The following is a 20,233-nucleotide window of genomic DNA, read 5'->3' on the forward strand; positions in this document are numbered from 1 at the left end:
TTATCGAATTTGTCCAGGGTAGCCCAGCAGGCGGTGCCCCTGGCGTTGAAGCGTATCACCTTGCAACCGCGTCCAGGCAGCCAGCCTCTCGCCTTTTGAATCAAGTAGTGTATGCACCGGCCAGACCCCCTGGACGGAATTCGCCACCCAAAGCCCTTCGACGCGCGAGAGCGCCTCAAGGGTCAAGTCGGCCTCGAACACCACGCCGCGTTCGATAAGCGCCTCGCGCAGAGTGCCGGCCACCCCGCACCGGCTAAGCCGGGGGGTATAGAGACCTCCGTTGGCTAGCCAGAAGATGTTCATGCTGGTAGCTTCCACCACCCACCCCTCCGTGTCGGCCAGAAGGCCTTCGGCAATGGCGGGGTCATCCCATTCCTGGCGAGCCAGCACGTTCTCCAGCCGGCTCAGGTGCTTGATCCCGGCCAGAAGCGGCTGGTGGCCCAGCCGAAGAGCGCAAAGCCGAACACATACACCGACGCGCCAACGCTCTGTCGGTGCCTGAAAAGGCCGTCGGGTAACCAGCAGTCTAGGGGCGGGATCGTCCGGCGGCTTATAACCCTGGCCGCCGCTTCCCCGGGTCAGTACCAGCTTGAGCACTTCAAGTTCGCTGCTGGCCGTGTGCTCGAAGCTTGCCTCGAGCGACTCGAAAGAAGGCATGGGAATCGCAAGACGCCGACAGCCGCGGGCCAGCCGCTCTAGATGATAAGACCATAAAAGCGGCTGGCCCGCGCGCATCAGTACCGTCTCGAAAAGCCCGTCACCAAAAGCGAGCCCGCGGTCGTCACTGGGCACCTGGGTGGCGGGCATAGGCGCTTACACCCGCGTAAACAGCAGCGAGCCGTTGGTACCACCGAACCCAAAGGAGTTGGAAAGCGTGGTATCAATACGCATGTTGCGCGCCGTATGCGGCACGTAGTCGAGGTTACACCCGGGCTGCGGGTTATCCAGGTTGATGGTAGGCGGGGCTACCTGATCGCGAATCGCCAGGATACAGAATATCGCCTCCACGGCACCGGCGGCCCCCAGCAGATGGCCAATCATCGACTTGGTCGAACTCACGGCTACGCCTTTCGCGCCCTCGCCGATAACCCGCTCGATCGCTCGACTCTCTGCCAGATCGCCCGCCGAGGTCGAGGTGCCGTGCGCATTGATGTAATGCACCTCTTGCGGATTGATGCCGGCATCCTTGATCGCATTGCTCATGGCAAGCGCTGCTCCGCGACCATCTTCAGGGGGCGCGGTCATGTGGAAGGCATCATCGCTCATGCCGAACCCGCAAAGCTCCGCGTAGATGTTCGCCCCGCGTGCCTTGGCGTGCTCGTACTCTTCCAGCACCAGAACACCGGCACCATCGGAGAGCACGAAACCATCGCGGTCCACGTCCCAGGGGCGGCTGGCCGCTTCGGGATCATCATTACGGGTTGAAAGCGCGCGCGCTGCCGAGAACCCCCCCAGACCCAGCGGTGTAGTGGCCATTTCAGCGCCCCCGCAGATCATTACATCGGCATCGCCGTAAGCGATGGTTCGCGCACTGTAGCCGATGTTGTGCGTTCCGCTGGTACAGGCGGTAGTGATCGCGATGTTCGGCCCTTTGAAGCCGTGCTGGATCGCCATGTTGCCGGAAATCATGTTGATGATGGAGCCAGGCACAAAAAACGGCGACACGCGCCGGGCGCCGCCTTTATTGAGCGCGTTATGGTTCTGCTCGATCATGGGCAGCCCGCCGATACCCGAACCGATCGCCACACCGATACGCTCGGCGTTCTCATCGGTACATTCGATACCGGCATCGCTGATCGCCTGGGCACCCGCTGCCATGCCATATTGAATGAACAGATCCATCTTGCGGGCATCCTTGGGATTCAAGTACGCGCCGATATCGAACTCCTTGACCGAGCCGCCAAAACGCGTATTGAAACTGCTGGCATCAAAATGCTCGATCGGGGCAATACCGCTTTTACCCGCTACAATATTGGCCCACGACTGCTCGACCGTGTTGCCCACCGGCGTTACCAGGCCCAGCCCGGTTACCACTACCCTTCTTCGCGCCATCAGCTCTCCTCCCGGCATCCTTGGTACAAGACCCTAAACGGCCATTGCTGCAAAAGCTTATCTACTCTGTCTAGTATAACGGAGATTGCAGGGTGAATTCACTGCACGCCCTATACAAAAAAAGCCGCCCTGAGCCAGGGCGGCTTTTTTCACGCCAGGTAGTCATTATCCACCCGGGATTCTTGCGTCGACCAAGCCCTTACTGATGGGCGTTTACGTAGTCGATGGCTTCTTGAACTGTCGTGATCTTTTCGGCTTCTTCATCAGGAATTTCAGTATCGAATTCCTCTTCCAACGCCATTACCAGCTCTACAGTATCAAGCGAGTCAGCACCCAGGTCTTCAGTGAAAGAAGAGCTATTCTGGATATCTTCTTCTTTAACGTTCAGGCGCTCAGCCACAACTTTTTTTACGCGCTCTTCAATGGTACTCATCAACGTACTCCAGTCATTCACGTTAGCCGTTATTGATAACCAGCTATTTGGAAACCGCAAGCCAAAAGCTGCGGTGTAGTTTATAGACGCCCCAAGGCCGACGCAACCGCCAAACCCCAGGCCATCAACGCATATTCATGCCGCCGTTCACGTGAAGCGTTTCGCCGGTAATATAACCGGCCGCGTCACTGGTCAAAAAGCCGACGGCGGCAGCAATCTCTTCCGGCCCGCCCAGTCGCGACAGCGGAATCTGTTTCAACAGCGCCTCATGCTGAGCTTCGGGAAGCGCTTCAGTCATGTCGGTGGCAATAAAGCCAGGCGCTACGGTATTGACGGTGATCGCACGAGAGGCGACTTCACGAGCCAGCGCCCTGCTGAAGCCTTCCATGCCCGCCTTGGCAGCAGCATAGTTGGTTTGACCCAAATTGCCCATAGTGGCCACCACCGAACTGATCGACACGATACGCCCAAAGCGTGCCTTTGTCATACCTCGAAGGCAAGCTTTACTTACACGGTAGACGGATTTGAGATTGGTATCCATGACCGAATCCCACTCCTGCTCCTTCATGCGCATCAACAGGTTATCGCGGGTGATGCCAGCGTTGTTGACCAAGATGGTGGGTGCATCGAAACGCTCGGCAATCTCTTTGAGCACCTGATCGATACTCGCTGGATCCGTTACATCAAGACACAGGCCGGCGCCTTCGATGCCCTGCTCCTTGAGATCGGCATCGATTTTCTGCGCCCCCGATTCGCTCGTGGCCGTACCGATCACGATGCGTCCCTGCCGACCAAGCTCGTGAGAGATGGCACGGCCGATCCCTCGGCTTGCGCCGGTCACCAGCGCGACTTTACGTTCTTGGGTCATAACGCTTTGCCTTTAACCGTTTAAAGATTCACTCAGTGTAGCGCTTAAGCGTCGCTGTCGGCCAACGCTTCGCGGGCAAGCTCAAGGGCCGCATCAAGACTATCCGGATCATTGACCGCGAGCCCCTTGCTGGTGCGAACGATACGCTTGTTGAGCCCGGTGAGCACCTTGCCCGGACCACATTCGATAAAGAGATTCGCTCCCTGCTCGGCCATGGTCTCGACGCAGGAGGACCAGCGTACAGGTTGATAAAGCTGCTCGATCAGGCGGGTGCGCAGGGTATCGATATCGGCATGAGCCTGAGCGTCGACGTTCTGAACCACCGTATAGCGGGGCGCACGAAGCTCGATGCCTTTCATGTATTCATTCAATCGCTCGGCTGCCGGACGCATCAGTTCGCAGTGCGAGGGCACCGAAACCGGAAGCGCCAACGCACGCTTGGCGCCAGCTTCCTGGCAGGCCACGATGGCGCGCTCGACGGCACGCGTGTTACCGGCAATCACTACCTGGCCTGGCGAGTTGTAGTTGACAGCGGAGACCACCTCGCCCTGGGCGGCGCTCTGGCAGGCGGCTTCCACCGAGGCATCTTCAAGGCCAAGTATCGCGGCCATTGCGCCTTCGCCTTCCGGCACGGCGTCCTGCATGGCCTCACCCCGCAGGCGCACCAGACACACCCCTTCAGCAAATCCCATCACCCCGGCGCAGACCATGGCACTGTACTCGCCCAGGCTATGACCGGCCATGATACCGGGCCGCGGTCCTTCGAGCTCCTGCCATACGCGCCAGATCGCCACACTTGAGGTTAGAAGCGCCGGCTGAGTACATGCCGTCTGATTGAGCACCTCTTCCGGACCGTCCTGGACGGCTTTCCATAAATCAAAGCCCAGTGCGTCTGACGCTTCCTCGAATGTCGTTCCCACCACGCTATAGCGTTCGGCCAGTTCGCGCAGCATTCCTAGCTGCTGCGAACCCTGACCGGGGAAAACGAGGGCAAGGGGTTGAGACATGTCGTTCACCTTTGCTCTAGTAGGCATTTGCTCGTTCGAGCGTATTAAGCAGAATGATCGTCGTCAGCGCTTCGATGCTGGCGCCCGATATCCGCCAATAGAATTTCAATGCGGTGTTTTATTGGCCGAGCGCGTATTCAAACCTTGCTTTAGCAGAGAATCGATTCGCACGGGCAGGTTTTGCGCGACTTCCTGCAGCGCGCGTTCAATGGCATAGTAAAAGCCTTCGGCGCGAGTGCTGCCGTGGCTTTTCACGACACTCGCCTTGAGCCCCAGAAGGCTTGCCCCGTTATAACGCATCGGGTTCAGCTCCTGCTTGAGCTGGCGCAATAAAGGCCTGGCCAACAGGCTTGCCAAACGTCCACTCAGACGCGATTCGAACGTTGCCTGCACACGCTCGACCAGCATACGAGTCAACCCTTCACTGGCCTTGAGCGTGATATTGCCTACAAAACCATCGCAGACCACTACATCCAGCCCGCCCTGATATATTTCATCGCCCTCGGCGTAGCCGCAATAGTCGAAGCCCAGCGTGGAAGCACGCTGCCTGAGAAGGCGATCAGCTTCGCGCACGCAGGCACTGCCCTTGATTGCTTCACCGCCCACGTTCAAAAGCGCTACTCTGGGACGCGAAACGCCATCCACACACTGCACCATGGCTGCGCCCATCACCGCGAAATCCACAAGCCTTGCCGGCGGTGAATCCACGTTGGCCCCCAGGTCGAGCAGGTAGCAGCGTTTTTGCCGCGCCGCCGGGATAGACGTACTGATAGCCGGACGCGAAAGACCGGCCAGCATACCCAGTTCGCGCCGAGCGAGTGCCACCAGGGCGCCGGTATTGCCCGCGCTGACGCCAGCCGCGGCTTCACCACTCGCCACACAGCGCAGCATGGCGGCCATGCTGGTGGCCTGGCCGTGCCTGAGCGCCCACGCCGCTGTGGAACTCTGCAGCACGCTTTGCGGCGCATCACAGACCACCAGACGCGACGTTGCCGCAGCCAAGGGCTGCGGCAAACGCTCTAGCTCAGCAACCAGGTGCTGATACGGGCCAAACAGAGCCAGCTCGAGATCAGGGCGTTCAACCACCGCTCTGGCGGAGCCTTCGATGATGGCACGGGGGCCTTGATCGCTCCCCATTACATCAATCGCTAGGCGCACACAGCACTCACTCTGCTTCGCCGCCGGGTAAAAGCTTAGGGCTTATACCTCGACAACCTTGCGACCACGATAAAAACCGTCTGAAGCGACGTGGTGACGCAGGTGCGTGGTGCCGGTCTCTTTGTCCTGAGACAACGTCGGTGCGCTCAGGGCATCGTGGCTACGACGCATGCCGCGCTTGGAACGAGTCTTGCGATTCTTTTGAACTGCCATGGGTAATTACTCCAAGAGAGTGGATCAGTGATACTTATTTCTTACCTTCGGATGGATCTTTGCCCTTCAAGACATTGAGCACCGCGAAAGGATTCGATACGGGGGCGGACTCATCTGCCGCGCCTTCGGTCCTGCTGACCAGCTGCTCTGCCGAGACATAGCACTCGGCCTCATCGTGATAGACCACTTGCGGCAAACTGAGGATGAGTTCATCTTCAATCACCGTCAGCAAGTCCAGCTGTTCATTTTCCACCAGCACAGGTTCGTGACTGGCGGGCAGCTCGGAAGCCAGCGTCTCGTCAGAGACCATTCCCAAAAGAAAGTCACTGGAGACATCCCGGCTTAACGGCACCAGGCAGCGGCGACAGGCAAGCGCCAGCGTCGCACGCAGATGGCCACGAATTTCACGGCGACCCTGGGCATCGATGCCAAACTCAAGCGATGCATAGCATTCGCCAGTTTGCTCGCCTGCCTCTTCGGCAAGGCGCGGCAGCTTATCAAGCGCCACATGGCCTTCGAGTCGTTCGCGGCGGGTTGCAAGCTTATAAGGCTCAACCCGGCTAGGGAGTTGTGAGGTCAACATAGGCGCGCAATGATAGGCACTCGCCCCGCCGCTGTCAAAGCCGTCCTGCCATTTATTCAAGGTTTTATACCCGAAGCCGCCAAATACCCACGCCCTTTGCTTGAATAATGCAAATCAAAATCACACAGGACGTACTCAAATGCTTTTCAAACTCTTTATCACGACGTTTCACACCCAGCCTAAAGCACTGTTTTCAGCCAATGTTTCAAGTCATGTCTAAACGACTGCTACACTTTTACTTAATACGGCGCACAGCACGAAAGCTTGCTCGAAACCTGGCGCAGCCCATCTAACGAGTGACCGCGTAAAGCGGATACGTCCCGGCTTCACAACGCGCCGCCTAATTAGCCGCTCGAATCATCAAGGAGAATGCAGTGCCCGAAGTCGCTAACGCCCCCCTGGTGCTCGCTTCAAGCTCACGCTTTCGCAAAGCGTTGCTGGATCGTCTGGAGCTTGCTTATCAGTGTCAGTCGCCGGACATCGATGAAACGCCGCACCTGAATGAATCCCCCGAAGCGCTGGTTCATCGTCTGGCTTTGGGCAAGGCAAACGCCGTGGCCAAGAGTTTTAATCGTCACCTGATTATCGGCTCGGACCAGATCGCCCTGTTCGAAGGCGAGATCCTCGGCAAACCCCATACCATCGAGCGCGCCTGTGCCAACCTGTCCCGCTTTTCCGGCAATAAAGTGACCTTTTTAACCGGCCTTGCCCTGCTGGATACGCGAACCAATAGCCACCAGGTCCACATCGAGCCTTTCGAGGTCTGCTTTCGCACGCTCAACCAGGCAGAGATCGAGCGTTACGTGGCGATCGAAAAGCCGCTGGACAGTGCCGGCAGTTTCAGAATGGAAGGACTTGGCATCACGCTGTTTGAAGCGCTGAATGGACGTGACCCCAACGCGCTGATCGGCCTGCCTCTGATTGCGCTTTGCCAGCTTCTACGCCAAGCAGGCATGGACCCGCTTGGCGAGCGTTAGAGCCTTTCAGCGGGCTTGAAAGCGTAGCGGCGAGTGGGTGGACTCAACGCCCAGAAGCTCGGCCGTCGCGCTGGCAAAGCGTCGTGTCAACCGCTCGAAAGGATCCAGGCGCGGCGTGTAATCCACCCAGCTGGCCTCGCCCACCTGCGCCCTGGCTACCTGCTCAAGGCTTGCCAGCTCATCGATCAACCCAAGGTCGATGGCCTGCTCGCCGCTCCAGATCAGGCCCGAAAAGAGCTCGTCGCTTTCCACCAGGCGCCCATTCCGGCCGGCAATCACGTCTTCGATGAACTGCTGATGAGTCTGGGCGAGAACGCCCTGCCAGAAGGCGGCGATGTCTTCATCCAATGGCTGGAAAGGGTCCAGAAACGCCTTGTTTTCGCCAGCGGTCATCACGCGACGCTCGACACCCAGTTGATCGATCGCCTCCTGAAAGCCGAAGCCTGCGTAGATCACCCCGATTGAGCCCACAAGGCTTGCCGGCGAGGCGGTGATGACATCGGCCGCTGAAGCAATATAATAAGCCCCGCTGGCGCCCACGTCCTCGATCACGGCGATGATCGGCTTGCCCCCCTGTTCGCGAAGACGCATGATTTCGGCGAATACCCGCTGGGACTGCACCGGGCTGCCCCCGGGACTATCGATGTGCAGCACCACGACCGCTGCGCTATCGGATTCCCAGGCGCGGTTGAGCCCCTTGATGATACGCTCGGCGTTCGCCGGGGCGTCGCTTGCAATCACGCCGTGCACTTCGACAAGCGCCAGATGCTCGCTGGCAGGCGCAGCACTGCTTGGCTCGGCGAAGAAAACGCGATACACCACGAAAGAGATCAGCGATAACAGCAGTGCAAGAGTCAGCAGACGAAAGAAGAGTTTCCAGCGACGGGTGCGGCGCTGTTCGCTCAGCACACCGCCGATCCAGCGATCCATCATCTCGATCTGTGCCAGACGCTGGCGCTCGCGAAGGGTGTCACTGGTATCACCCGGTGCACCAGCCAGTCCTTCGCGCCCATGCTGAGTGCTCACCTCGGGGCCTTCTGTCCAGCGTTTTTGCGACAGACCCTCCTCCGGCGTCTGGCGCGGCGGATATGGTCCGTTCTGTTCATCATCTTGGTTCATCGTGTGTTTTCCTGTACGCAGTGGGGGTCAGCAAACGCTATCGTCTGTCATGAAGGCTGCCGCCGACTACTCGGTATCGAGCCAGTTGAAAAGATCTTCTACGCTGTGCGCCACCCATCCGGGTTCACTGGCCATCAGGCGGGCGGGTGTATGAACGCCGTAGGTGACACCGACACGATCCATGCCGATGGCCCGCGCCATCTCCAGGTCGTATTCGGTATCGCCGACCATTACCGCGCGTGAGACGTCGATATCGAGTTCGACCAGAAGCTCCTCCAGCATCTGCGGATGAGGTTTTGAACGGGTTTCATCTGCGGTGCGGCTGGCATGAAAAAACTTGCCGCTACCGGTTTGTTCAAATATGCGATCAAGCCCCCGGCGGCTTTTACCCGTCGCAACGGCCAGGCGCTGGGCCTTTTTGCGGCGAAGGCGCTCGAGCCTGGCCTCCACGCCATCGAAAAACGGCATGGGCGTGGTGTTCTCATGCACGAAGTGATGGGAGTAGCGCTGTCTCAGCGTTTCGGCCTGGGCGGGTTGAATGCCTGGACACAGCTTGCTGATCGCCTCGGGCAAACCCAGCCCGATAATGTCCTCGATGGCGCTGACGTCAAGCTCGCCCCACTCGGCCTCACGGGCAGCGGCCTGCATGCACGCGACAATCTTCGGCACTGAATTCATCAGCGTGCCGTCCCAATCGAAAATAATCAGCTCATAGCGCATGTCGGATCCTTATTGCCTTGCGCGGGCAAGCGCGGACTCCAGCGCCTCGGGCAGCGGTGCCTTTACCGTTACCGGGCGCCCATTACCGGGTTCGGGAAAGGTCAGCGCGCGAGCGTGCAGAAAAAGTCGCTCCACGTTTAGCTGACGGGTCATGTGAGCGCTTTCCCGGGTCGCGTATTTGTCGTCGCCCAGCAGCGCATGGCCTGCATGGGCGGCGTGTACACGAATCTGGTGAGTGCGCCCGGTCACCGGTTCCGCCTCGATCAGGGTCGCCTTCTCGAAGGTTTCCAACACCTTGAAGTGGGTACGCGACACTTTTCCGTTCGGATCCACCCGCACGCGGCGCTCGCCGTTACCAGCATCGTAGCGGTCGAGCCGAGCACTGACATAGCTCTTGCGCGCCGGCCATCGTCCGCTTACCAGTGCGACATAGCGCTTGTCCATGGCATGTTTCTTGAGCGATTCGTTCAGCGTGACCAGCGCCTCGCGGGATTTGGCCAGCAAAAGGCAGCCCGAGGTATCCCGGTCCAGACGATGAACGAGCTCGAGAAAGCTTAAATCGTCGCGCACCTGCCGGAGCGCTTCAATCAGGCCGATCTTGACCCCGCTGCCACCGTGTACGGCAAGGCCTGCGGGCTTGTTGAGCACCATCCAGTCCGGGCCTTCCATGATCACGCTACCCACCAGCAGATCGCGCAGATTGTCGCTGACCTCCTTCTGCGCTTCCCTGGGCGCCAGACGCAGCGGCGGAACGCGCACCAGATCACCGGGTGCCAGCCGGTAGTCCGCCTTGACACGTTTTTTGTTAACCCGCACTTCGCCTTTACGCACAATACGGTAGATCAAGGCGCGGGGAGCGCCCTTCAAACGCGTCATCAGGAAATTGTCGATACGTTGACCCGCCTGTTCCGGGGCGATTTCCACCCACTGCACTTCACGCCCTTCGGCCATCGCCGCATGCTCCTGGTCGGTTTTCAATATCAGGCTAAAGCGCCATTCTAGCGTAGTGCTTAACCCATTGCGTCAATTGCTGGCGGTTGGCTTTACTGTTATATTCCAAGTGGCTCATCGGCATAGCGTGATCAACCGTCAGGTCAGCCTGATAAAACCCGTGGTGATCACGTCCAGGCCCCACGCACATCGTTACACGCTATGCCCAAGCGCCTGCCCGACCGACACGCAGGCCCGAGCGAAGGTCCAATGGAATAGTGTACGCATTACCCATTACCGGATGGTTTGAAATGAAGGACCTCTATCGTCCATCAAGACGATAGAGTCCATGGTGATGCCTGGTTGGCCGCCATGAAACAATTGAAGACACGCTACGTCTCAAGCCATCGTTTTTAGCGTCACAGAAGACGAAGGCTTGGGGCGCCACGATCAACGCAGTGCCGATACCGGCGTTGACGAATCGATGAATGCCAGGTGTAGGCGGTGTCAGCAGGGCCGGATGGACGTGACAGCCACCGAAACATGTCCTGCCTCCGCCACGTACTCAACGCCCACCAGCCGCGCGGGCCACACTGCCCCCCGGTTTAATGCGTCAGCATAGCTATGCGCCGAGCACAAGCACGCAGCAAAAGCGATTCGTCGATGCCAGCCTAGACGGCGCGTCGGTGCACATGCTTTGCGAGACATCATGAAAAGAATGCTTATCAATGCAACCCAGCCAGAAGAGCTGCGGGTTGCGCTCGTCGACGGCCAGCGCCTTTACGATCTGGATATCGAATCCGGCGCTCGAGAGCAGAAAAAAGCCAACATCTACCGCGGCAAGATCACCCGGGTCGAGCCTTCGCTCGAGGCGGCATTCGTCGATTTCGGCGCCGAGCGCCACGGCTTTCTGCCTCTCAAGGAAATTTCCCGGGAGTACTTCGTCAAGGACGTTTCCGGGCGCCCCAGCATCAAGGAAGTACTGAAGGAAGGCCAGGAAGTCATCGTTCAGGTAGACAAGGAGGAGCGCGGCAACAAGGGTGCCGCACTGACCACCTTCATCAGCCTGGCCGGACGCTTTCTGGTACTCATGCCCAACAACCCCCGTGCCGGGGGCATCTCGCGGCGTATCGAGGGCGATGACAGAAGCCAGCTCAAGGACGCCATGTCCCAGCTGACCGTGCCCGACAAGATGGGCCTGATCGTTCGCACGGCTGGCATCGGCCGAAGCTCTGAAGAGCTTCAGTGGGATCTGGACTACCTGGCCCAGGTGTGGGAATCGATCACCACGGAAGCCACCAAGCGTCCGGCGCCTTTTCTTGTCTATCGCGAATCCAACGTCATCATACGCGCCATGCGCGATTACCTGCGCCAGGACATCGGCGAGGTACTGATCGACAGCCCCGAGATTCACGCCGAGGCGCTGGGCTTCATCCGCCAGGTGATGCCCTCGTACCAGCAGAAGATCAAACTCTATACCGACGAAGTACCGCTTTTTTCCCGTTTTCAGATCGAATCCCAGATCGAAACGGCGTATCAGCGTGAGGTGAAGCTCCCCTCCGGCGGCTCGATCGTGATCGATCATACCGAAGCGCTGGTTTCCATCGACATCAACTCGGCGCGCGCCACCCGTGGCAGCGACATCGAAGAGACTGCCCTGCAGACCAACTCCGAAGCCGCCGACGAGATCGCCCGACAGTTGCGCCTTCGCGATATCGGCGGTCTGGTGGTCATCGACTTCATCGACATGGGCCCGGCGCGTAATCAGCGCGAAGTGGAAAATCGCATGCGCGACGCGCTCAAGCTCGACCGCGCGCGCGTGCAGATCGGCCGCATTTCCCGCTTCGGCCTGATGGAGATGTCGCGCCAACGTCTGCGTCCGTCGCTTGGCGAGACCAGCGGCGTGGTGTGCCCGCGCTGTAACGGCCAGGGCACTATCCGCGATGTCCGCTCGCTGTCGCTCTCGATCATGCGTTTGATCGAAGAAGAAGCAATGAAAGAGCGCAGCGCCCAGATCCGCGCCATTCTGCCCGTTCCTGTCGCCACTTACCTTCTGAACGAAAAGCGCAGCGTGCTGGCCGATATCGAATCGCGCCAGGACGTTCGCGTGGTGCTGCTGCCCAATCCGGACATGGATACGCCGCACTACGACGTGCAGCGCCTGCGCAACGACCACCTGGACGAAGATGAAAGCCACACGCTTTCGAGCTTTGAGCTATCCACCGATACCGACATCGGCAAAGAGCCCGACGCAAGCTTTGCTCCCCCGGTTCAGCGTGCCGAAGCCGCCGTCAAGACCGTGGCACACAATGCGCCGGCCCCTGCCTCCCTGCAGACCGAAGCCCCCGCCCGGGTCGAAAGCACCGACACAACTGAAACCGGTGTTCTCGGCCGTCTGATTCGCGGCTTTGCCAAGCTTTTAGGCAGTGACGACACTGCCAGCGCTGAATCCAAGCCCGCTGCCCGCCGACAGCCCGCCGACAGCCGCCGCGCCGAGCGCGCCAGACCCGTACGCGAGACTCGGGACGATCAGTCTGCACCGCGAAGCGAAGCCACCCGAAGTGAGACCGCCCGAGGCGAGACGTCCCGTGGCGAGACAGCGCGTAGCGAATCGGCTACGGAATCGCGCACGGCAAAAGGCCAGGACGACAGCAGTGACAAGCGAAGCGGCCCCAGCCGCACCCGCAATCGTCGCCGCAACGCCCCGCAAAACGATCAAAAGCCCGGCGAGAGCGCGGCGAAGACCAGTCGCCAGAGCGAGCGTCCCGCAAGCCCGAGCGCTCAGGACGCCCCGGCAGAGCAGAGCAAGCGCTCGGACAGTCGTCGCGACAAGCCCCGAGACAGCAAGAAAAGCGAGCCAAGCCGAGGTGCCAAAGAGCCCACGTCAGCGCCTGATACCCTGCAGGAGCCCAAACAGGAGGCCCCCACGGATGATGGCAAGCCCAAACGCACTCGCAACAACCCGCGCAGCCGCACACGCAAGCAGGCGGTCAATCCCGCTGCCGAAGCCGAGCAGCTAGCGCTTCAGGCTGAAGCTGCCAATGCACCGGCACCGGTGGAAGGCACAGTCGAGGAAAAAGCCCGAGAAACGTCTGTCGAGACGCCTACAGCGGCGCAGGCCAGCGCATCGGCGGTTGAAACGGCCCAAACGCCGGTTTCCAAAGCCCCCGATGCAGTGCCGGACGCTGCAAGTACGTCCGCTGACGACCGGAAAGCGGCGAGTTCCCGCAAGGCTATAGCGACAGGGGATAAGGACACGGCCAGCAAAACGCCGGCAGAAGCCACGACACCTGAAAAGGTCGAGGTACCCGAAAAGACCAAAGAGCCTGAAAAGGCTATCGCTGACCAAGCAGCCGCCTCTGAAAAGAGCGCGACGATGGGCAACACTCAGGCGCCCGACTCGGACAAGGCTTCGACAAAGACGCCCGCGCTGCCCAGCGAGCAGCCCACGTCAGTGGCCAAGCCAGCGTTGCCTGCGGACGCGCCCGCCCCGGCGGCCGTACAGCCCGAACGCGAACCGGCGAGCACCACCGCCAAGGCCGAGCCAAGCGTAACCGAGCAGACCTCGCCGGAGACCGCCCCGAAGACGCCTGCGTCAACGGAGCAGGCACCTGAAGAGAAACTGCCGGCGTTCGAACCGACGATGCCCGAAGACTCCGTGTCGGAAACGCCAGATAAGGCGCCGGAAAGGGCCGATACCCGCGCCGACCAGGCACCCAAGCCCGCCGTCGAACCCCTGGATGCTGAAGCGGGTGTAGAGTCAGCGCCTGCGCCGACACCTCAAGCGCCCAAGTCGGCCTTCGCGCCTGAAGCCAAGGAAAGTCCGGAGGTCACGCCCTCTGCGCCCGAAACGCCCTTGCCGAAGGCAGCGCTAGAGAACAGCGAAGCCCCGGCGCAGGAAGTAACGCCGGCGCCTGCCGCGCAGGACCAAGGCGATGAGCAGGAAAAAGCGCAGCAAGCCTCGGACGAGGCGCCGGCGCAAGCGCCCAAGCGTCGCCGTCGGGCTCACAACGACCCTCGCGAGAAGCGCAAGCAGCAAGATAGCGCCAATCAAGAGTAAGTCGAGCAACGAAAAAACCCCGCCTGGTGCGGGGTTTTTTCATACCTGATAACGGTGCTTGAAAGTGATGCTCAAAAACAGTACCCGAAAAAGTACTTGAAACAGCACTTAAACCAGCCTGGGCTCGGGCTCCAGCGTCACGCCAAAGCGTTCGAAAACCGTCTGGATGACATACCGGGAGAACGCCAGCAGCTCGCTGCGGGTACCACCGCCAAAGTGTACGATCACCAGCGCCTGGCGCGTATGCACACCAAACGCTCCCTGGCGCGCGCCTTTCAGGCCACACTGGTCAATCAGCCAGCCCGCTGCCAGCTTGTAGCCGCCCTCGGCCTGCGGGAAACAGGGCATAGTCGGGTAGCGATGTCGTAGTGTCTCTGCTTCGTTCGCCGTTACGACGGGATTCTTGAAAAAGCTCCCGGCGTTGGCGAGCAAGGCCGGGGCGGGAAGTTTTTCCTGACGAATGGCGCAGACCGCCCGGGCCACTTCCAGCGAGCTGGGCGAGGCCGACACCCGGGCCGACAGATCGCCATAGCCAAGTCGGGCAGTGCCTTCGCGCGTCAGGCGAATAGCCAGACGAATGATCGCCACCTTACCGCTCAACGCCTTCTTGAAGATGCTGTCGCGATAGCCGAAGCCACACGCGCTGGCTGTCAGCCAGACGACGCGTCCGGTGGCAAGCTCCACCACTTCCACGCCCTCCAGCACGTCCTGAAGCTCGACTCCATAAGCACCGATATTCTGCACCGGGGCTGCACCGCACACCCCGGGTATCAATGCCAAGTTTTCGATACCCCACCAGCCGCGTCGGGCCAGGGTCATCACCAGATAATGCCAGTTGACGCCGGCACCCACGTAGGCCGTGGCCCGCGTGCCTTGGGTTTCGATCCACCACTGGTCGAATGCCGGGCTGAGCGCGACCCCCTCAAACCGCTCAGGCAGCAGCACGTTGCTGCCTCCCCCCAAGAGCATGATGGGCAGTTTTTTCACGGCGCATTCGCCGAGTACGGCTTGCAGCTCGCTCACCGTGGCAGGACAAGCGCCGAACGCAGCCCGGCAAGGAAGGTTCAAGGTATTGGCGAAGGTCAGATCCATTTCCGGTTTCAGTAGAGCACCCACTGTCTAAACCTTCCTGAGTTCGGCAAGCAGGCCCCGTGAGGCCGACTCGATCAGATCCAGCACGTGCTCAAAGCCCTCTTCGCCACCGTAGTAAGGGTCCGGCACCTCGACTTCATCGCCTTTACCGTAGGCTAAAAAGAGGGTCGTACGGGCGCGGCTGTCGTCTGACGCCAGCGCCTCGATCGCTTCCATGTTGGTATCGTCCATGCCCAGCACGTAGTCGAAGTCGTGGAAATCCTTCACGCAGAGCTGTCGGGCGCGCAAACGACTGATATCCACGCCACGGCGACGAGCAGCCTGCTGGGCGCGGGCATCCGGGGCCTTGCCCACGTGCCAGTCCCCTACGCCGCAGGAGTCCACGTGAATTTCGTCCTGAAGCCCCGCCTCGTGCAATGCTTTTCGAAAAACCCCTTCAGCACTGGGCGAGCGACAGATATTTCCTAGACAGACAAACAGTACCCGCGTCATCAAGACTCCGCTTGTTCGATGAGTAAGCGCACCTTGGCAAGGTCTTCAAGCGTATCCACCCCGGCAGGATTTTGCTCACAGGCAAGCGCAACCTGAATGGCATAGCCATGCTGAAGCGCTCTGAGCTGCTCGAGCTGCTCTAGCTGCTCGAGCTGCGAGGGTGCCATGTTCTTGTACGCGTTCAAAAAGCTCGCCCGATAGGCATAGATCCCGATATGCCGAAGCCATGCGTCGGTCTCCAGGAGGCCAGGCTTGCGGCCGAACTGTTCCCGATCCCAGGGAATGGGCGCACGGGAGAAATAGAGCGCACGCCCCGAGTGGGCGCGAGCCACCTTCACCACGTTAGGGTTGAAAAGCGTTTCGACATCGCTGATCGGCTCGGCCAGTGTGGCAATGGCGGCGTCCGGATCGTCTGCCAACCCTCTTGCCACCTGGTTGATCAGCGAGGGCGGAATGAGCGGCTCATCCCCTTGTACGTTGACGACCAGAGCATCGCCATCAAGCCCCAGAAGGCTTGCCACCTCGGCCAGCCGATCGGTGCCCGAGGGATGTTCGGCACGAGTCATCATCACCTCGGCGCCATGGGGCTCAAGGGCTTTTCGAATGCGCTCGTCGTCGGTCGCCACCACCACGCGACTCGCCTCGCTTTGGCAGGCTCGACGCCATACATGAACCACCATGGGGTCGTTGGCAATCTCCAGAAGCGGCTTGCCAGGCAGCCGCGAGGAGGCAAAGCGGGCGGGAATGACCACCGTAAAGTCGATTGTCGGCGACGCCATCACGCCTCTCCCGTGCGTCCCGGTGAGCGATTGAGCTTCTCATCGGCGCTGAGCACCCGCGCCTCTTCCGGGAGCATCACCGGAATGCCCTCTTTGATCGGGTAGGCCAGACCATCGTAGTAGCAGACCAGCTCCTGCGCGTCCCGGTCGTACTCCAGCTTGCCATTGCAAAGTGGGCAAACCAGCATTGCCAAGAGTTCCTTATCCATGAGCGCCTTCCTCGTGTGTATCTGCAGTTAGTAGTTGATGCGTCGAGAGTCTTTCTAGTGTCTTGAAAAGCCAGCCTTCAAATTCCGCTGGAAGCCTTGCTTCCACTTCCAGCGCCCAGCTATCGAAAGGGGCGAACGACTGACACTTTACCGCGTCCTTGGCCGTCATCACGAGGGGGCGCTCTGGCGCGAAGCGCAGCGTGTCTTCATCAAATACGTGATGGTCCGAGAACGCGTGTCTTTCACCGTCCACGCCAAGCGCTTCAAGGGTTGCAAAGAAACGCGCCGGGTTACCGATACCCGCCACCGCGTGAACCGGCGGGCTAAACGGCAGTGGCGCAAGCGTTGCGTGCTCGCCATCACTCACTCGCCGCCACCTTGCCGGGTCCAGGGTCATCATTGTTGCCTTTACCGGGAGCGGCGTTACGGGCGTTCCGTTGACAATCACCGCATCGACACTTGAAAGCCGCCTGGCAGGTTCGCGAAGCGGCCCCGCCGGCAGGCAGCATCGATTGCCAAGCCCCCGGGCACCGTCTACCACCAAAAGCTCGATATCTCGAGCCAGGGCCAGATGCTGAAGACCATCGTCACTGATGATGATATCGCATCCCTTGTCGACCAGCGCCTGCGCCCCCCGAGGTCGCTCAGGGTCTACCATTACCGCCGCACCGGTCTGTCTGAAAAGCATCAAGGGCTCATCGCCGCTCTGAGCGGGGCTGGTGGTGTCATTCACCTCCAGCGGATAGACGGGCGCCTTCCCGCCATACCCTCGGGTAATAATGCCGGGCGTATAGCCATTTTGTTGAAGCCGGCGCGCAAGCCAGGCGACCAGGGGCGATTTCCCGGTCCCGCCCAGGGTGATGTTTCCCACCACGATTACCGGGACTGGCGAGCGCCAGACGGGCTTCTTGCCGGTCGCGTAAGCCTGGGCGCGCCGTGTCATCACCGCACCGTACAGCGCTCCCAGAGGATACAGCGGTATCAGCCAGGGAGCTTTCCAGACGCTTTTTCGGTAAGCGCCTTCCAGCCAGCGACTGGTCAGGCTCACGCGTGCTCCTGAAACTGCATCTGGTGAAGCCCGGCGTAGGCACCCTGTTTCTCCAGCAACGTCTTGTGAGTGCCCTGTTCGACAATCCGGCCCTGATCCATCACCACGATGCGATCGGCCCGCTCGATGGTGGACAAGCGGTGAGCGATTACCAGCGTAGTACGCCCTTTACAGACGTATTCCAGCGCCTTCTGGATATAGCGCTCGGATTCCGAGTCGAGCGCCGAGGTCGCCTCGTCGAAAATCAGAATCGGCGCATCCTTGTAGATTGCCCGGGCAATGGCCAGGCGCTGGCGCTGGCCGCCAGACAGCATGAGGCCGTTTTCGCCCACGACGGTATCGTAGCTGTGGGGCAGTTTTTCGATGAACTCGCTGGCATAGGCGGCTTCGGCGGCCTCCTTGACCTTGACAAGATCCGGGTTTTCCACCCCGTAGGCGATATTGCTGGCAATGCTTGCGTTGAATAGTGTCACCTGCTGGGAGACGGTTGCGATCTGCTGGCGAAGCGAGCCCAGTTCGTACTCATCGGTATCGACGCCGTCGATAAGGATGCGCCCCTGAGTGGGCTGATAAAACCGGGGTAAAAGCCCGACCAGTGTGGATTTTCCGCCCCCCGAACGGCCCACGATGGCGACCATCTCACCGGGGGCAACATGCAGGCTGACATCGTGAAGCACGTCAGGCTGATCGGCATCGTAGCGAAAGCTCACGTTGTCGATCACGACATCGCCGCGCAGCGCTTTGGCCGGTTGCGTGCCGGTATCCGGCTCGGCAGGCTGGTCCATGACCCCGAAGAGTTCGGCGGCAGCAGCTAGCCCTTTCTGGATTTCGCCATTGATCTCGGTGAGCTGGCGCACCGGCTTGATCATGAGCGCGGCGGCGGTAATGAAGGCGACGAACTCGCCTGGCGTCATATCGGCCAGAAAGGCGGGCGCCATGGCCAGCCACACCAGCAGCGCCATGGAGATCGCCACCAGCATGAGAATCACCGGCGAGCTGACCGCTCGGGTCATTGCCTGCTTCATGCTCTGGCGGCGGTTCTCTTCACTGACTTTCTCGAAACGTCTTTTTTCAAACGCTTCGGCCCCGTGGGTGCGCACCACCCGGTAGCCTGACAGTGCCTCGGAAGCAACGTGGGTGACATCGCCCATGGAGTGCTGGATGCGTTTGGAGATTTCGCGAAAGCGCTTGCTGACAAAGCTCACGACCACCGCGATCAGCGGCGTGACGCCCAGAAAGAGCAGCGTGAGCATCCAGTTGGTCCAGAGCAGATAGAGAATCAGCCCCAGCACGAAAAGCCCCTCCCGAAGAATCACGGTTACCGCATTGGTGGCGGCACCGGCTACCTGCTCCACGTGATAGGTCACCCGCGAGACCAGGTGCCCGCTCGAGTGCTGGTCGAAAAAACGCCCGGGCAGATGCAGCATATGGTCGAACACGTCACAGCGCAGTGTATGGATCACGTAGCGGCCTACGTAGGCCATGTAGTAGGTACTCAAGAATGTCCCTACCCCGCGGCAGGCGAACATGATCACCACGAAGAGCGGCAGGAAAAACCTGAAGGCGGCATCGGGATTCTGGATGCCGTCGATCAGGCGTTTCATCATCTCCGCCAGCGCCGTACTGGAAGCGGCATAGATCACAAAGCCAATAATCGCCAGGGCAAACATTCGCCAGTGAGGCTTTACATAGCTTAATAAGCGTTTATACAACACCCAACTTGAATCGGTCACACGCGCTCCTGGCTGTAGTGTGCAATCGCCGAATTCTACCTCAAGGCGGCACGTATCAACACCGCTTACGTTCTCCCCCCGGCGCGCTCATGGGCAAAACCTCGACCGGACGACCCGCTTTCAGATGAAATCGAAGCGCCCCATCAAAAGCGGTGCTCCAAAGGCAGCTCCCGCTTTCGCGAAAGCGGCGTACCACGTCATCCGCAGGATGGTGAAACGCATTGTCCCGGCCGGCGCTGAAAACGACGTGTTGCGGGCGGCTTGCGCGAACGAACTGAACCCCGGAACTGGTTCGGCTACCGTGATGCCCCGCCACCAGCACGCTGACCGGCCCTTCCAGATCGCTTATAAAACGACGTTCGGTGTCGCGTCCCACATCACCGGTTATCAAAAGCCGGTGCTCCCCCAAGGTTACCTCCAGCACGCAGGAGCGCTCGTTGGGGGTCAAGGCATTCGGCCCCGCCGGCGGCCAGAGCACACGGTAACGAACGCCGTCGCGTTGCCAGCGCTGCCCTCGGACGCAGTTTTCATGGTCAACAGGCAACACCTCGCCTTGCGGGGCGAACCACCGCGTGACGTGGTGTTCACGCTCGAGCGCCGCCACCCCGCCGGCGTGGTCAATATCGGCGTGGCTGACCATCACCCGGTCAAACCGCTGGCCGGGTGCCCACAGCGCTTCCAGGGGCATGAACCCGCTACGAAAGCGGGGGCCGGTATCGTAAAGCACACGTTCACTGGCACTTTGCAGTTCGATCAACTG

20 protein-coding genes are annotated in these 20,233 nt (G+C 60.3%); 2 read left to right on the forward strand and 18 right to left on the reverse strand.

Annotation, left to right across the window (positions count from 1 at the left end):
• The 8 genes from pabC to ACWF8S_RS09835 form a co-directional block, all read right to left on the reverse strand.
• Nucleotides 1-807 (reverse strand): aminodeoxychorismate lyase, encoded by an 807-nt coding sequence (gene pabC / locus ACWF8S_RS09800; protein ID WP_447553137.1) that lies wholly within the window; start codon nt 805-807, stop codon nt 1-3.
• 6 nt (nt 808-813) lie between these two features.
• Nucleotides 814-2,052, reverse strand: a complete 1,239-nt coding sequence (gene fabF / locus ACWF8S_RS09805) for a beta-ketoacyl-ACP synthase II (RefSeq protein WP_447553138.1) — start codon at nt 2,050-2,052, stop codon at nt 814-816.
• Between the two features lie 199 nt (nt 2,053-2,251).
• Nucleotides 2,252-2,485 carry an acyl carrier protein gene (acpP, locus tag ACWF8S_RS09810; protein WP_008956801.1) on the reverse strand — a complete coding sequence of 78 codons (234 nt, stop codon included), beginning with the start codon at nt 2,483-2,485 and terminating at the stop codon, nt 2,252-2,254.
• A gap of 124 nt (nt 2,486-2,609) precedes the next feature.
• Complete coding sequence (gene fabG / locus ACWF8S_RS09815) at nt 2,610-3,353, reverse strand: 3-oxoacyl-ACP reductase FabG (protein WP_447553139.1); 744 nt, start codon at nt 3,351-3,353, stop codon at nt 2,610-2,612.
• Between the two features lie 44 nt (nt 3,354-3,397).
• Nucleotides 3,398-4,360: an ACP S-malonyltransferase gene (fabD, locus tag ACWF8S_RS09820; protein ID WP_447553140.1), complete on the reverse strand. Its 963-nt coding sequence runs from the start codon at nt 4,358-4,360 to the stop codon at nt 3,398-3,400.
• 105 nt (nt 4,361-4,465) lie between these two features.
• Complete coding sequence (gene plsX, locus ACWF8S_RS09825; protein WP_447553141.1) at nt 4,466-5,518, reverse strand: phosphate acyltransferase PlsX; 1,053 nt, start codon at nt 5,516-5,518, stop codon at nt 4,466-4,468.
• Nucleotides 5,519-5,560: 42 nt separating this feature from the next.
• On the reverse strand, nt 5,561-5,731 hold the full coding sequence (rpmF, locus tag ACWF8S_RS09830) for a 50S ribosomal protein L32 (protein ID WP_114488056.1): 171 nt from the start codon (nt 5,729-5,731) through the stop codon (nt 5,561-5,563).
• 34 nt (nt 5,732-5,765) lie between these two features.
• A complete protein-coding gene (locus ACWF8S_RS09835; protein ID WP_447556577.1) occupies nt 5,766-6,314 on the reverse strand; it encodes a YceD family protein in 549 nt (182 codons plus the stop codon).
• A gap of 374 nt (nt 6,315-6,688) precedes the next feature.
• Between ACWF8S_RS09835 and ACWF8S_RS09840 the strand changes: the two genes are divergently transcribed.
• On the forward strand, nt 6,689-7,291 hold the full coding sequence (locus ACWF8S_RS09840) for a Maf family protein (RefSeq protein ID WP_447553142.1): 603 nt from the start codon (nt 6,689-6,691) through the stop codon (nt 7,289-7,291).
• Between the two features lie 6 nt (nt 7,292-7,297).
• On the opposite strand, the gene sppA is transcribed toward ACWF8S_RS09840, so the two are convergent.
• The 3 genes from sppA to ACWF8S_RS09855 all read right to left on the reverse strand — a co-directional run bounded on the left by sppA (nt 7,298) and on the right by ACWF8S_RS09855 (nt 10,081).
• A complete protein-coding gene (gene sppA, locus ACWF8S_RS09845; protein WP_447553143.1) occupies nt 7,298-8,410 on the reverse strand; it encodes a signal peptide peptidase SppA in 1,113 nt (370 codons plus the stop codon).
• A gap of 66 nt (nt 8,411-8,476) precedes the next feature.
• Nucleotides 8,477-9,130 carry an HAD family hydrolase gene (locus tag ACWF8S_RS09850; RefSeq protein ID WP_447553144.1) on the reverse strand — a complete coding sequence of 218 codons (654 nt, stop codon included), beginning with the start codon at nt 9,128-9,130 and terminating at the stop codon, nt 8,477-8,479.
• 9 nt (nt 9,131-9,139) lie between these two features.
• Entirely contained in the window at nt 9,140-10,081 is a 942-nt protein-coding gene (locus ACWF8S_RS09855; protein WP_447553145.1) for an RluA family pseudouridine synthase, read from the reverse strand.
• 688 nt (nt 10,082-10,769) lie between these two features.
• Here ACWF8S_RS09855 and rne point away from each other — a divergent pair.
• Nucleotides 10,770-14,120, forward strand: a complete 3,351-nt coding sequence (gene rne / locus ACWF8S_RS09860) for a ribonuclease E (protein ID WP_447553146.1) — start codon at nt 10,770-10,772, stop codon at nt 14,118-14,120.
• Nucleotides 14,121-14,228: 108 nt separating this feature from the next.
• On the opposite strand, the gene murB is transcribed toward rne, so the two are convergent.
• Genes murB through ACWF8S_RS09895 form a run of 7 tightly spaced genes read right to left on the reverse strand, consistent with a single transcriptional unit; the run spans nt 14,229 to nt 20,230 of the window.
• Nucleotides 14,229-15,212 (reverse strand): UDP-N-acetylmuramate dehydrogenase, encoded by a 984-nt coding sequence (gene murB, locus ACWF8S_RS09865; protein WP_447556578.1) that lies wholly within the window; start codon nt 15,210-15,212, stop codon nt 14,229-14,231.
• A gap of 27 nt (nt 15,213-15,239) precedes the next feature.
• The gene (locus tag ACWF8S_RS09870; protein ID WP_447553147.1) at nt 15,240-15,704 is read right to left on the reverse strand and encodes a low molecular weight protein-tyrosine-phosphatase; all 465 of its coding nucleotides are present in this window, start codon (nt 15,702-15,704) and stop codon (nt 15,240-15,242) included.
• On the reverse strand, nt 15,704-16,483 hold the full coding sequence (gene kdsB / locus ACWF8S_RS09875; RefSeq protein WP_447553148.1) for a 3-deoxy-manno-octulosonate cytidylyltransferase: 780 nt from the start codon (nt 16,481-16,483) through the stop codon (nt 15,704-15,706). The genes ACWF8S_RS09870 and kdsB overlap by 1 nt, the downstream gene beginning before the upstream one ends.
• A complete protein-coding gene (locus ACWF8S_RS09880) occupies nt 16,483-16,692 on the reverse strand; it encodes a Trm112 family protein (RefSeq protein ID WP_447553149.1) in 210 nt (69 codons plus the stop codon). Before ACWF8S_RS09880 ends, kdsB begins: the two co-directional genes overlap by 1 nt.
• The gene (lpxK, locus tag ACWF8S_RS09885; protein ID WP_447553150.1) at nt 16,685-17,740 is read right to left on the reverse strand and encodes a tetraacyldisaccharide 4'-kinase; all 1,056 of its coding nucleotides are present in this window, start codon (nt 17,738-17,740) and stop codon (nt 16,685-16,687) included. Before lpxK ends, ACWF8S_RS09880 begins: the two co-directional genes overlap by 8 nt.
• Nucleotides 17,737-19,473 (reverse strand): lipid A export permease/ATP-binding protein MsbA, encoded by a 1,737-nt coding sequence (msbA, locus tag ACWF8S_RS09890; protein ID WP_447553151.1) that lies wholly within the window; start codon nt 19,471-19,473, stop codon nt 17,737-17,739. Before msbA ends, lpxK begins: the two co-directional genes overlap by 4 nt.
• Before the next feature lie 55 nt (nt 19,474-19,528).
• Nucleotides 19,529-20,230, reverse strand: a complete 702-nt coding sequence (locus tag ACWF8S_RS09895) for a ComEC/Rec2 family competence protein (RefSeq protein ID WP_447553152.1) — start codon at nt 20,228-20,230, stop codon at nt 19,529-19,531.
• Nucleotides 20,231-20,233: the final 3 nt, after the last annotated feature.

The organism is Vreelandella xerophytica (genome assembly GCF_968048975.1).

Bases quoted from the DNA above. Each gene is read 5' to 3' on its own strand.
- pabC (WP_447553137.1), bottom strand. From the start codon at position 807: ATGCCCGCCACCCAGGTGCCCAGTGACGACCGCGGGCTCGCTTTTGGT.
- fabF (WP_447553138.1), bottom strand. From the start codon at position 2,052: ATGGCGCGAAGAAGGGTAGTGGTAACCGGGCTGGGCCTGGTAACGCCG.
- acpP (WP_008956801.1), bottom strand. From the start codon at position 2,485: ATGAGTACCATTGAAGAGCGCGTAAAAAAAGTTGTGGCTGAGCGCCTG.
- fabG (WP_447553139.1), bottom strand. From the start codon at position 3,353: ATGACCCAAGAACGTAAAGTCGCGCTGGTGACCGGCGCAAGCCGAGGG.
- fabD (WP_447553140.1), bottom strand. From the start codon at position 4,360: ATGTCTCAACCCCTTGCCCTCGTTTTCCCCGGTCAGGGTTCGCAGCAG.
- rpmF (WP_114488056.1), bottom strand. From the start codon at position 5,731: ATGGCAGTTCAAAAGAATCGCAAGACTCGTTCCAAGCGCGGCATGCGT.
- ACWF8S_RS09835 (WP_447556577.1), bottom strand. From the start codon at position 6,314: ATGTTGACCTCACAACTCCCTAGCCGGGTTGAGCCTTATAAGCTTGCA.
- sppA (WP_447553143.1), bottom strand. From the start codon at position 8,410: ATGAACCAAGATGATGAACAGAACGGACCATATCCGCCGCGCCAGACG.
- ACWF8S_RS09850 (WP_447553144.1), bottom strand. From the start codon at position 9,130: ATGCGCTATGAGCTGATTATTTTCGATTGGGACGGCACGCTGATGAAT.
- ACWF8S_RS09855 (WP_447553145.1), bottom strand. From the start codon at position 10,081: ATGGCCGAAGGGCGTGAAGTGCAGTGGGTGGAAATCGCCCCGGAACAG.
- rne (WP_447553146.1), top strand. From the start codon at position 10,770: ATGAAAAGAATGCTTATCAATGCAACCCAGCCAGAAGAGCTGCGGGTT.
- murB (WP_447556578.1), bottom strand. From the start codon at position 15,212: ATGGATCTGACCTTCGCCAATACCTTGAACCTTCCTTGCCGGGCTGCG.
- ACWF8S_RS09870 (WP_447553147.1), bottom strand. From the start codon at position 15,704: ATGACGCGGGTACTGTTTGTCTGTCTAGGAAATATCTGTCGCTCGCCC.
- kdsB (WP_447553148.1), bottom strand. From the start codon at position 16,483: ATGGCGTCGCCGACAATCGACTTTACGGTGGTCATTCCCGCCCGCTTT.
- ACWF8S_RS09880 (WP_447553149.1), bottom strand. From the start codon at position 16,692: ATGGATAAGGAACTCTTGGCAATGCTGGTTTGCCCACTTTGCAATGGC.